Annotated in this window: 11 protein-coding genes and 1 pseudogene; 9 read left to right on the plus strand and 3 right to left on the minus strand. The window is 33.2% G+C overall.

From position 1 onward, the window contains the following. Positions 1–240: 240 nt before the first annotated feature. The 3 genes from SPD89_RS21350 to SPD89_RS21360 form a co-directional block, all read right to left on the minus strand. Positions 241–567, minus strand: a complete 327-nt coding sequence (locus tag SPD89_RS21350; RefSeq protein WP_336263961.1) for a DUF4387 domain-containing protein — start codon at positions 565–567, stop codon at positions 241–243. A 16-nt stretch (positions 568–583) separates the two neighbouring features. Continuing rightward, positions 584–1,963, minus strand: coding sequence for an acyclic terpene utilization AtuA family protein (locus SPD89_RS21355; protein ID WP_336263962.1), 1,380 nt, complete (start codon positions 1,961–1,963; stop codon positions 584–586). A gap of 85 nt (positions 1,964–2,048) precedes the next feature. Further along, the gene (locus SPD89_RS21360; RefSeq protein ID WP_336263963.1) at positions 2,049–2,804 is read right to left on the minus strand and encodes a GntR family transcriptional regulator; all 756 of its coding nucleotides are present in this window, start codon (positions 2,802–2,804) and stop codon (positions 2,049–2,051) included. Between the two features lie 233 nt (positions 2,805–3,037). Between SPD89_RS21360 and SPD89_RS21365 the strand changes: the two genes are divergently transcribed. The 9 genes and pseudogenes from SPD89_RS21365 to SPD89_RS21405 all read left to right on the plus strand — a co-directional run bounded on the left by SPD89_RS21365 (position 3,038) and on the right by SPD89_RS21405 (position 12,139). Next, entirely contained in the window at positions 3,038–3,241 is a 204-nt protein-coding gene (locus tag SPD89_RS21365; RefSeq protein WP_336263964.1) for a hypothetical protein, read from the plus strand. A gap of 133 nt (positions 3,242–3,374) precedes the next feature. Further along, positions 3,375–3,779, plus strand: a pseudogene (locus SPD89_RS21370) (gamma-glutamyl-gamma-aminobutyrate hydrolase family protein); the annotation flags it as partial. A gap of 83 nt (positions 3,780–3,862) precedes the next feature. After that, on the plus strand, positions 3,863–4,822 hold the full coding sequence (locus SPD89_RS21375) for an ABC transporter ATP-binding protein (RefSeq protein WP_336263965.1): 960 nt from the start codon (positions 3,863–3,865) through the stop codon (positions 4,820–4,822). Positions 4,823–4,835: 13 nt separating this feature from the next. Further along, positions 4,836–5,816 carry an ABC transporter ATP-binding protein gene (locus tag SPD89_RS21380; RefSeq protein WP_336263966.1) on the plus strand — a complete coding sequence of 327 codons (981 nt, stop codon included), beginning with the start codon at positions 4,836–4,838 and terminating at the stop codon, positions 5,814–5,816. Positions 5,817–5,862: 46 nt separating this feature from the next. Further along, complete coding sequence (locus SPD89_RS21385; RefSeq protein WP_336263967.1) at positions 5,863–6,780, plus strand: ABC transporter permease; 918 nt, start codon at positions 5,863–5,865, stop codon at positions 6,778–6,780. Between the two features lie 19 nt (positions 6,781–6,799). Further along, positions 6,800–7,699, plus strand: a complete 900-nt coding sequence (locus SPD89_RS21390; protein ID WP_336263968.1) for an ABC transporter permease — start codon at positions 6,800–6,802, stop codon at positions 7,697–7,699. A 34-nt stretch (positions 7,700–7,733) separates the two neighbouring features. Further along, the gene (locus tag SPD89_RS21395) at positions 7,734–9,356 is read left to right on the plus strand and encodes an N-acyl-D-amino-acid deacylase family protein (protein ID WP_336263969.1); all 1,623 of its coding nucleotides are present in this window, start codon (positions 7,734–7,736) and stop codon (positions 9,354–9,356) included. A 69-nt stretch (positions 9,357–9,425) separates the two neighbouring features. Continuing rightward, positions 9,426–11,030: an ABC transporter substrate-binding protein gene (locus SPD89_RS21400; RefSeq protein WP_336263971.1), complete on the plus strand. Its 1,605-nt coding sequence runs from the start codon at positions 9,426–9,428 to the stop codon at positions 11,028–11,030. Positions 11,031–11,701: 671 nt separating this feature from the next. Then, complete coding sequence (locus SPD89_RS21405) at positions 11,702–12,139, plus strand: M20/M25/M40 family metallo-hydrolase (protein ID WP_336263972.1); 438 nt, start codon at positions 11,702–11,704, stop codon at positions 12,137–12,139. Positions 12,140–12,401: the final 262 nt, after the last annotated feature.

Raw genomic sequence — 12,401 nt, forward strand, 5'->3', positions numbered from 1 at the left:
ACTAGATTTTGAGGTTTTCTACCCTTTTTTGGGGTGAACCAATTACTACGATTAGTTTAATTTTGTAATAAGAATTTTTCTTGTGTCTTGCATCCTAGAATTAGAAAACTTAATATGATAAATTCAACTAAAAACTGTAATCAACATCTTCCAAAAAGATTTCATAAGTGATACTAAACCTTACATTGATACTCTTTATTTCCCAAGTCATTTTTATGTTATAAAAATCGTAATTATCAATTACGAGGTAATTGGTACTTTTACATCTAATAGAGGAGCATATTGTTGACTTCCAAAAATATCACTGTCGCCAGGACTACTACTTGGCTGATTTCTATCTATTGTAAATTTTATTGCATTTGCTGGATCATATAAAACAAAATCAGTTATACGTTCTTCATTAATGTTGTATAATTTTGCAACACTCTGTTTCGTTAATACATTGCTATTTCGTACAAGCAGATAATCTTCTTTCTTCTCAAAAATAATGTCGAACGTAATTCGATCAGTACCCGCGTTTTTCGATCTAATCGTTTTGGCTAATTCATGTAAATAAACTTTTTTCAACATCATCTCTCCTTCATCATGCATATGTTTTACTATTTATTTCTTCAATTTGAACTTTAAACAACTCTAATGGATCGTCAACAGGCATCGCATGATTCATGGTCCACTTGTATGTTTTTCCGGCATATAACACATCATCTACAATAAATGAAGCCGTGCCTGCTGTTCCTTTTACTTCCGGTAATTTAGCATAAAAAATTTGTCTTGTAGCAAAGAGAGTTAGTTCTTCGGCTGTTACTTTTGATTTCGTAACTCCCTCTACGACAATTCCTAATTCATGGGACTTTATCTCTTTTATTGGTTCTAAATCTCCCATAACACCATTTTTTCCAAAAATATGAAAATGGAGATCATAGTCAACCCCTCTAAATTCTTTGCTTACTTGTTCACGAGTGAAAACAATAACATCATCAATATGTTTTATCGTATAAGGATCACGAACTCCAGCAAATCCAATGAATTTCTCTCCTACAATCCCAGATCCTTCTAATTTCACTTTGACATCACCTTCGACAGGTACGAATCTTTGACCAGTTATTCGAGTTGTTTGCTCATCATATTGTTCATAAACACAATCTGTCATGTCTAACATTCCACCTGCGAAGTATTCGTAGAAAGGATTAGAGCGTTCATACATTGCGTGACCCGATACGGATGCAATTGTACAGCGTTGGTCTGGATGCATAGCTGTAACTTTCACATCATCATGTGTGACTGTTCCGATAACACTTTCTTTTGCGCCGTATGGTTCAGCACAAAATGAAGCACATTCTAATACTTTCCCAGCGTAATATGCGTGTTTTTCCGGAAACCCTTCCCTAATTGCTGCAGCTGCAAATATAACGATATCACTTGATCTTCCTCCTATTACGACATCGGCTCCTAATTCAAGCGCTTTCAAAAATGGATGCACCCCTGCTACTGCAACAACTCTTTCAGTTTCTTCGATATCTTCCATCGTTAAGTTTGATCGTGAATCTAAACCTTCTATGACTACATTATTTTCTAATTTGTCTTTAATATATGATTTATCAACTTCAGAGTAAAAGTAACCTATTTTAAAAGATGATAAATTATGTTCCTTTGCTAAATCCTTAATTATTTGTACATACATATCAACTCTACTATCAGCTCCAGTATCCCCGGCAGAACCTATAATCATTGGTACATTTTGCTCTCTAGATTTCAAGAGCATTAGTTCTAAATCGTGTTTTTGCCATTTATACATACTTACTGATCGATCTGAACCAAGTGCAGAAGCTCCAATATCATCACTACCTGAATCAGAACAATAATAGTCAGGTTTGGTATCAGCAGCAATATAAAAACTTTCCTTTTTTGTTGGCGCGAATCCTAGATGCCCGTTAGGACAAACAATTCTAATTTCTTTTTTCATCAATGTAACCTCCTATAATCATAACATGTTATAATCACCATACGTTTAAAAGAGTAAAATGTCAATGTCAGAAAAATAAAAAACATTAAGTGTCTGTCATCTTAATCTTTCGAGTAACGAAAAATCTATATTTATCACCACGATAATAGGTTTCTTTAAACTCTAGTGGGTTATTTTCTTGATAAACAATAGATGTGACCCTGAGCAAAGGAAATCCTGGGTCTATTTTTAAAATTCCTGCAACTTGCTCATGGGCAATTATCGCCTCAAATGTTTGTTCCACATGAGTTGGTGTATGATCTGTATGACCTTTATATAAATCTAAGGTTGAAAATGGTAATTTTTTGTCTATCCACTTTTCGGTTGCTTTTTGTATTTTTTCACCTACCATAAAAGGAAAAAAAGTATTGTAAAACACTATTGGACTATCATCGCCATACCCAACTAATTGTAGATTAAGAATCTTTTCCATAATGTTTATATTTAATAGTTTAGACAACTTAAAATCACTCGTTATAATATTACTGTCGATAAGTTGTGTGGAAGCAATTAAACCTGATTGTGCCACTGTTGATTGGAAGTCAGCGATGGCATTTAATTCTTGACGGATTTTTGGTTTTGCTACAAATGTTCCAACACCGTGGACTTTAGAAACTAAACCTTCTTTTTCTGCTAAAGCAATAGCCTGCCGTACAGTAATACGACTTACGTTGTACATCTCCCCTAGTTCTCTCTCTGACGGTATTTGCTCGTTTGCCTTATATTCATTCGTATTAATTTTATGCTCAATAATATTTTTAAGTTGTTCGTATAGTGGGATAGATAAATTACGATTAAGCATTTAATCCCTCCTTATTTTTTTGTTATTATAACATGACATTATGAGAATGCTAAACAATTTACATTTTAATGTAGTATTATAACTTAAATTAAGAGTAATTAAACAGTAATTCTTTTTATTTACGCACTTGACATAACCTGTAATAATGACTTAGTATAGTTATTAACTTTAAGAATTTTCGAGAACATTAATTAAATGATCAAACAGATAGACAGAAAGGTGGAATAATCAGTTTGCAACCAATTATAGGTATTAGCGCTGCTTGGAGTTTTGAAACATGGCCTAAAAATCAACTTGATAAGAACATTCCAGACTTCTTTTATGTTGGAAGTGATTATGTAAATGCCATTTATGCGCTCGGTGGCATTCCTTTATTAATTAATCCTTCTGTAAAAAACGCAATTGATCCTATAGAATTTAGACATATTATTTCTTGAACAGATGGTCTTTTATTGTCTGGTGGGGGTGATATAGGAATCAATCCTAGTGACGGCTTTATACCTTATTTAAAAGATCAACAAACAAAGAGGTATGAGTTTGAGTTTATTTTAATAAAAAGAAGCATGGAAACATGATTTACCCACAATAGGTTTTTGTAGAGGGCACCAAATGATTGCAGAAGTGCTTAGGGGAAAAATTACTGAGGATCAGATTCCTTACCATACAGATAAAGATGGATTGATAGATTGGGATTCCTTTGAGATATTCCCTAATACATTACTCCAAAAAATTGTCCAATCGGAAAATTGGCATGTGAATAGTTATCATACACAAGCTGTAATTCACTTACCGGAAACATTTGTTGTATCTGCAATTTCTAAACCTGATCAAGTAATTGAAGCAATAGAAGCTATTCATAAGACATTCTTTGTAGGAGTTCAATTTCACCCCGAAAAAATATTCTCAAAAGATAAAAAGTCTAGTAAACTACTAACCTATTTTATTCACAAAGCTAAAACTTATCAAAAAAATTAATTGTTTTAACTATAATTTAAAGCGCTTGCATAAGTAGATAACTTATAATAAAGAGATCTTTTAGAGGAACTGGAGCGAATAATATGGAGCAAAAACTTTTAAGCGTTCATCATTTAACAACTAGTTTTAATAACAAAAAAGAAAGTATTCCTGCAATCGAAAATGTAAGTTTTAGTATCTTAAAAGGAGAGACACTTGGGATAGTAGGTGAATCGGGTTCAGGAAAAAGTGTTACAGCCCTTTCGATTATGCAATTAATTGCCAATCCTGGAAAAATCACAGGTGGAGAAATAATATTTGATGGCCAAGATTTACTCAATTTTACTGAAAATGAGATGAAAAAAATACGAGGAAATAAAATTTCTATGGTTTTTCAAGAACCGATGACATCACTTAATCCAGTATTTACAATCGGAAATCAATTAATAGAGACGATCTTTACACACCAGAATACATCCAAAAAAGACGCTATAGATTTAGCCGTAAAAATGTTACGAAATGTCAATATTCCGTTACCTGAAGAAAGATTAAAGCAATATCCCCATCAGTTAAGTGGTGGGATGAGACAGAGAGTAGTTATCGCAATGGCGTTAGCATGTAATCCACAATTACTCATTGCTGATGAACCTACCACTGCTCTTGATGTTACGACACAAGCTCAAATTTTAAAATTAATAAAAGAATTGAAAGAACAAACTCAAACATCAGTTATGTTGATCACCCATAATATGGGAGTTGTAGCAGCAGCAGCCGAGAAAGTATTGGTCATGTATTGCGGTAGGGTTGTCGAATATGCTGATGTTAAAACGATTTTCCGTAATCCTTTACATCCTTATACAGTTGGCTTATTAAAGTCCATTCCAGAAATAAATGGAAAACAGCGTAGGTTATTTTCTATAAAAGGATCTGTGCCAATGCCCGGTGAAATAAAGAAAGGATGCAGATTCCAGACAAGATGCCAATTCGTAACAGAAAAATGCTTAGCAAAGGAACCGCCTCTTTTTGAAAAAGGAGATTCTCTTGTACGTTGTTGGGAGGTTTGAAAGGGGAATTCATATGGCAGAAAAGAAAGCAATATTGAAAGTAAATAATTTAAAAGTTTATTTTCCTATAAATGAAAGTATTTTATCAAGACGTGCTAAACATGTAAAAGCAATTGATGATATTGATCTATATATTGCGAATGGAGAAACTTTGGGATTAGTCGGTGAAAGTGGCTGTGGAAAATCAACAACTGGTCGAGCTATTTTAGGACTATTAAAAGAAGCAGAGGGAGAAGTCATTTTTGATGGAAACAATGTCTTAAAAATGAAGAATAAACAACTTAAAGGTTTAAGAAAAGAAATGCAATTAGTTTTTCAGGATCCGTTTGCTTCATTAAATCCAAGGATGAAGATAGGTGATGTATTAGAAGAAGTATTAGTAGTTCATAAAATGAAAAACAAAGAAAAAAGAAAAAGCAGAGTAAAAGATTTAATACAATTGGTTGGATTAAATGAACAACACCTTAATCGTTATCCACATGAATTTAGTGGAGGACAAAGACAAAGAATAGTGATTGCTAGGGCTTTAGCAATGAATCCAAAATTTATTGTTTGTGATGAAATAGTATCTGCATTAGACGTATCTATACAATCACAAATTATCAATCTATTAGAAGACTTACAAAAAAAATTAAACCTTACTTATCTTTTTATTGGTCATGATTTAAGTATTATAAGGCATATTAGCGATAGGATTGCTGTAATGTACCTTGGAAAGATAGTAGAGATAGCTGATAAAAATGATTTATTTGAAAGACCAAAGCACCCTTATACTAAAGCGCTTTTGTCAGCAGTTCTTGTACCAGACCCAGAGCAAAATAATGAAGATGTAATTATAGAGGGCGAAACTCCAAACCCGATTAATCCTCCACAGGGTTGTCGTTTTCACACACGCTGCAAATTTGCAACTGAAAAATGCAAAGTCGATATACCCTCTAAACGTAAAGTTGCTCATAATCACTTTGTACATTGCCATTATGATTTAAATCTGTAAATATCATCTTACTTCCATACCACATCAATTAAAGGGGGGAATTGATTTGTTAAGGTATATTATTAAAAAACTTCTACTTATGATACCAGCATTGTTAGGTTTGACAATAATTGTTTTTTTAATCCTTCATTTATCTCCTGGTAGTCCAGTAGATTTAATTGCTGGACCAAATGCATCACCAGAAGTACGTGAAAACATTGAAAAGAAACTTGGATTAGATCAATCATTACATGCTCAATATTTTACTTTTATTAAAAATATCTTAACGGGCGATTTAGGGACATCAATATTACAAAATAGGTCAGTAGCAGAGATTATTAGTGAAAGGATTCGGATTACATTTGAATTAGGTATTTATGCATTAATATTTTCTTTTGTTATTTCAATCCCAATCGGGGTTATTGCCGCAATCAAAAGAAATACAATGGCAGATTATGTATCTATGACAGGAGCATTGATTGGACTCTCCTTACCTACTTTTTTATTTGGATTACTACTGTTGTATATATTTGGATACAAACTAGGATGGCTACCATTGTCGGGTTATGGCACATATCAACATTTAATATTACCAACATTGACCGTAGGATTAACCGATGCTGCAATCACTGCAAGAATGGTTAGGTCTAGTATGCTTGAACAAATTAGACAAGATTATATTAGAACTGCAAAATCCAAAGGACTCAGAGAAGAAAAAATTCTTTTTAAACACGCGTTAAAAAATGCAATGATCCCTATTATCACATTATTTGGTATGAGGTTAGGTTTAATTTTTGGTGGTTCTGTCATTATTGAAACAGTGTTTAGCATCCCTGGAATTGGAAAACTGATGGTAGATTCAATATTTTCAAGAGATTACCCTATTGTTCAAGGTTCGATACTAGTTTTAGCAACTCTAGTACTAATCGGAAATTTAATCTCTGATATTCTATATGCTGCTGTTGATCCTAGAATAAAATATTAAAGATAGGTGGTGCAATGGAATGAAAGAGAATTATCTAATTCAGCAAGATAACAAACTTGAGCCAGAACATTCATCATATGAATCCAGTAAACAACTTGAATTATTTAAAGAATTTTTATCTAATAAAACAGCTATATTTGGAGCGGCAATTATGTTTATAACAATCATAACAGCTATTTTCGCACCTGTCATTGCTCCATATCCTTATGATTATATTGATCTTCCAAAAATGTTAACACCACCAAACAATGAACATATATTTGGAACAGACGATTTAGGACGGGACATTTTTAGTAGAGTCGTATATGGAACGAGAATATCACTAGTTGTCGGCTTTGGAGTAGTTGCTCTTTCTCTCCTTATTGGACTTGTTTTAGGAGTCATTGCTGGTTATTTTGGTGGACGTATTGATTCAATCATAATGGGAATTACAGATATATTTGGGTCTTTGCCAGTAATATTGCTTGCAATCGCAATCATTGCTGCTTTAGGTCCAAATTTAATAAATTTGATTATTGCAATGGCACTTGTAAGTTGGTCAAGATATACAAGGTTGATAAGAGCAGAATTTTTATCACTTCGCGAACAAGAGTTTATTGAAGCAACAAGAGTTCTTGGTATGAGTAGTTTTCGAACGATATTTAAACATATGTTACCGAATGCAATGGCACCGATTATAGTGTTAACTACAATGGAATTTCCAGTTGCAATCATATCTGAGGCATCACTTAGTTTTTTAGGATTAGGTGCGCAACCACCAACTCCAAGCTGGGGTTCAATCATTAGTGGTGGAAGAATGTATATTGTAGAAGCTCCTTGGATCATCTTTTTCCCTGGTTTATTACTTGCGATATTAGTATTAGCTTTTAACTTATTTGGAGATTCTTTAAGAGACTTCTTAGATCCTAGGTTAAAATAAATATTTATCTTATCCTGAAGATGGAGGTATTCAAATGTTAGATTTACTTATAAAAAATGGCGAAATAGTAGATGGTACAGGTTCTGAAAGTTATCAAGCTGATATCGGAATAAAGAGTAATGAGATTGTAATGATAAAACCGAACATAGACCAAGATGCTTATATAGTAATAGATGCTTCGGGGTATACGGTTACTCCAGGTTTTATCGATATTCATGGTAATTCGGAGTGGACATTACCAGCTAATAATAAAGGTGAAAGTAAAATAAGGCAAGGCGTTACAACAGAAGTACAGGGGCACTGTGGTTTTAGTGCGGCTCCAGTTATAGAAAAAAATAGCAATCATTTACTAAGTTATCTCGCAAACACAGCTTTATTATCAGACGAAGAAAAAAAGAAGTGGAATTGGCGAAGTCAAGCGGAGTTTATGAGAGATGAAATTGAGAAAAATGGTATACCTTTTAACATTGCTCCAATGGTTGGTCATGGAACCATCAAGATAGGAGTAATGGGGTTCGAAAAAAGAGAGCCAACTTCTAAAGAGTTAGATCAAATGACGGAACTTCTAAAATTTGAGTTAGAAAATGGACTGTTTGGTATGTCTTCAGGTCTTCAATATGAACCAGGGTTTTATTCCTCTAAAAAAGAGATCAATGCTCTAGCTAACGTACTAAAAGAATACGACAGAGTGTATACAACACACATGCGTAGTGAAGGAAAAGACGTTTTTGAAAGTATTAATGAATCTATTGACGTTTCAAATGATACAGGTGTTTCCGTGCTAATTACTCATTTAAAACTTTCCCATCAACCACATTGGGGTGAAGCTAAAAAGGCTTTAAATTTAATTGATCATGCTAGAAATCGAGGTTTAGATATTGATTTTGATATATATCCATATGATGCTTACGGAAGCGGTTTAATTGACTTAATGCCACCATGGGTTAAAGAAGATGGGGCCATTCAAATGGCAACTCTATTAACAGACAAAAAAATTCAATCTAAAGTGATTGAAGAAATGAAAATGAAACATGATGATTGGGATAATCCTTTAATTGGACTTAGTTGGGATGATATCAAAATTGCTTTATTGACATCAGATAAAAATAAAATTTATGAAGGTATGACAATTACAGAAATTGCAGACAAAATGAGTGTTTCCCCATACCAAGCTGTCATTAATTTGTTAATCGATGAGAAAGGAGGAATTAAATCTATCTATTTTGCGATTGATGAGGATGATGTAGAAACATTTATGAAACATCCTAGATCCATATTATCGAGTGATGGAAGGGCTGTTGCTCCATATGGATTGTTAGGCGAAGGTTCCGTTCACCCTAGATATTATGGAACATTTCCGCGTATTTTAGGCAGGTATGTACGAGACAAAAAAGTTATTAGCTTAGAGGAAGGAATTAAAAAGATAACATCATTGCCAGCTAAAAAAATGAAAATTAATAAGAGGGGGGTATTAAAAGAAGGGTATTATGCAGATATTGCAATCTTTAATAAGGAAAATATTATTGATCTAGCTACATTCGATGAACCTCACCAGTATTCAATAGGAGTAAAATATGTGATTGTTAACGGCAAGGTTGTTGTAGAAAAGTCAGAACATACTGGAGTCTTACCTGGAAACATATTGAAAAGGAAATAAACAATTTCTAATAAACAGATTAGCATTGATCATCAGGATTATAATAAGGACCAAAAGGGGGCTGTTAAAATGTTAAAGAAGTTAATGTTAGGATTAACCTTTATTTTATTTATAACGTTTCTTTTATCTGCTTGTGTAAGTCAACCACCAGAGGAAACGGGTGGAGATTCGAATTCTGATGTAAGTAATGGTTCTAATGAAACTTCGAACAAAGATGCTCTGATAATTGCCTATGATAGAGATGCAGAAACTTTAGATCATTTAGTTACGAGTGATTATCATAATGCTTTAATCTATATATTTGATCGATTAGTCACTAGAGACAGCGATTTTAATTATCACCCTTCTCTCGCTGAAAAGTGGGAAGTTTCTGAAGATGGATTAACATGGAAATTTTATTTAAAAGAGAATATAAAATTTCATGACGGAAGCGAGTTAACTGCCCATGATGTCAAGTGGACTTTAGATACAATTAAAGATCCAGAAACGGGATCACCTGCACAAAATGACTTTGAGCCTCTTACAGAAATTGTCGTGGAAGATGACCATACAGTTGTAATAAAATTAGAAAATCCATTTCCAAATATGTTATTTAGACTTTCAAGTACTCCAGCAGGTATTATGAGCAAAGACTCATACAATAAATATGGTGATGAATATGGAAGTAAATATGCAATTGGTACTGGACCATATAAATTAAAAGAATGGAATCAAGGCGACAAGATTGTCTTAGAAAAAAACCCAGAATATGATTGGGGACCAGAGTTTATGGAAAACAACGGAGTTCCACAAATTGAAGAAATTGTAATGAAAATAATACCTGAAGAAAACCTTCGTTTAATGGAATTAGAAGTGGGAAATGTTCATATTGTTAGAGATCTTACACCAACAATGGTAGAAACTATTGAAGATAATGACGAGATAGAGATTTTTACAGGCGGAGCTCCTCGTTTAGGATACTTGGCTTATGCAACTGATAAAGAACCTTTTAACGATGTAAGGGTTAGACAAGCGATCAACCATGCAATAAATAAACAAGAAATTGTTGACCATGTATTTAGAGGATATGCTGAAGTTGCTCATGGATACTTGCCTCCAATTTTAGCCGAAGAATATTATACTGATAGTGAAAAAGATGGTTATGATTATGATGTAGAAAAAGCTAAGAGTTTATTAAAAGAAGCCGGATACGATGATGGACTTAAATTTACATTATCAGCCGAAAATGCAAGTAACTACGGAAGAATTGCTGAAGTATTGCAAGCTCAATTAAGGGAAATTGGAATAGAAACAGAAATTCAAATGTTTGAAAGTTCTAGTTACTCAGACATGCTACAAGAAGGAAATCAAGAGTTGTTTTTAAGAATGTATGGTTGGCAAAATTCGGATATTTTAGATTGGTTTCTTAATTCAAAACAAATCCCATTTCCAAACCATTCAAGGTGGCAAAATAAGAAAACTGATGAAATGTTAATGGAAGCAGAAAGAGTCCCTACTTGGGAGGAAAGAGTCGAAAAATATCATGAAATACAAAAATACCTAATAGACCACGCTGTTTGGGCACCAATATATATTCCAAGTAATAGTATTGCTGTGAGAAAGGAAGTAGAAAACTTTAAATATGATCCTATCGCACCTAAGTACCAAGATGGAGTTAAATTAAAAACAAACTAATTTTGTGTAACTTTTTTGATATTATGATGAGATACTGGCTGAATGATACTTGATCATTTATACCAGTTTCTTATTTTTATGCCTGTTTAATCTTGATTTGTTTATATGCTATATAGGTTCTCAGCTTATTTCGAATGGTAAAAAATTATTCGATTATTTATTAACGGACATTTAAAAAACACTCTTTATAATGAGGTAATTAAAATAAAAATAACAAAGGTAGAAATTTTTCAAATCAACCTACCACTTAAAGAATCTTTTATCATTTCCTATCATACGTATGAGTCTATGCCAACTATTGTCATTAAAATACATACGGATGAAGGGATTATTGGTTATGGATAAAGTGTACCAGACGAACATGTAACGGGAGAATCTGTATATAGTGTTATCGCTGCTTTGAAACATAATTTAGTTCCAACTATTCTTGGACAAGACCCAAGAAATATAAAACAGTTACATGAATTAATGTAATGAATCAATCATTAGTTCATAACGGAGCTGCCAAAGCTGCCATTGATATTGCTTGTTAAGATATTTTAGGTAAAGTGAGCAATTTACCAGTCTATACATTATTAGGAGGACGAAAGCCCCTAACACCTTCCATTGGAGACAGGAGTTCCAGCTTCTAATCCTATTTTACTAGCAAAGTCTTCTGTCATGATGCACATATGAGAATTGTTACGGGAACAATGGTTACATTAAAGAAAAAAGAAAATTGCTTAAATGGAACTGTAAGAGTCATTTTTCAACCTGCTGAAGAATTAGGAAACGGTGCAGTAAAAGTAGTCAAGACAGGCATTGTCGATGATTTAGATTATTTATTTGGGGTGCATGTACGTCCCAAAAATGAAATACAGTATCCAGCGTGTGCTGCAGGAATCCAACATGGTGCGTGTGTATTTGTAAAAGGAAAAATTTTAGGCGAAGATCATCACGGTGCACGACCACACGAAGGAATAAATGCGATTGAAGTTGGAAGTTTGATCTTACAACAACTACAACAAATTCATATTTCACCGTATATACCAGCATCAATAAAGATGACAAATTTTCATGCAGGAACAGATTCGTTAAATGTAATACCAGGTGAGGCGTCTTTGTATTAAAATCTGGTTGGATTGGCTATCAGTTATTTAAGAGAAATGAACAGTATTGGATTCAATATGAATGCGAATGAATATTGAATCTCCGCGTACAACTACTAAAATTGATCCAACATACTCTGATTAAAATAAATCGAATATCTTTTTCTAGCATTAATTCAACCAAACTTTTGGAACGTAACATATATTTAAAGGAAAATATCTCCATACCAAAAAGACCAGTTCTATCCAATTAATTAATAGAACTGGTCTTTTTCATATTCAA

Source organism: Pseudogracilibacillus sp. SO30301A, assembly GCF_037072025.1.
In the GTDB taxonomy this organism is placed as follows: Bacteria; Bacillota; Bacilli; order Bacillales; family Amphibacillaceae; genus Pseudogracilibacillus.

What these genes read in the sequence shown, in the direction of transcription:
- SPD89_RS21355 (WP_336263962.1), bottom strand. Translation starts at nt 1,963, where the DNA reads ATGAAAAAAGAAATTAGAATTGTTTGTCCTAACGGGCATCTAGGATTC.
- SPD89_RS21395 (WP_336263969.1), top strand. Translation starts at nt 7,734, where the DNA reads ATGTTAGATTTACTTATAAAAAATGGCGAAATAGTAGATGGTACAGGT.
- SPD89_RS21360 (WP_336263963.1), bottom strand. Translation starts at nt 2,804, where the DNA reads ATGCTTAATCGTAATTTATCTATCCCACTATACGAACAACTTAAAAAT.
- SPD89_RS21400 (WP_336263971.1), top strand. Translation starts at nt 9,426, where the DNA reads ATGTTAAAGAAGTTAATGTTAGGATTAACCTTTATTTTATTTATAACG.
- SPD89_RS21390 (WP_336263968.1), top strand. Translation starts at nt 6,800, where the DNA reads ATGAAAGAGAATTATCTAATTCAGCAAGATAACAAACTTGAGCCAGAA.
- SPD89_RS21405 (WP_336263972.1), top strand. Translation starts at nt 11,702, where the DNA reads ATGAGAATTGTTACGGGAACAATGGTTACATTAAAGAAAAAAGAAAAT.
- SPD89_RS21375 (WP_336263965.1), top strand. Translation starts at nt 3,863, where the DNA reads ATGGAGCAAAAACTTTTAAGCGTTCATCATTTAACAACTAGTTTTAAT.
- SPD89_RS21380 (WP_336263966.1), top strand. Translation starts at nt 4,836, where the DNA reads ATGGCAGAAAAGAAAGCAATATTGAAAGTAAATAATTTAAAAGTTTAT.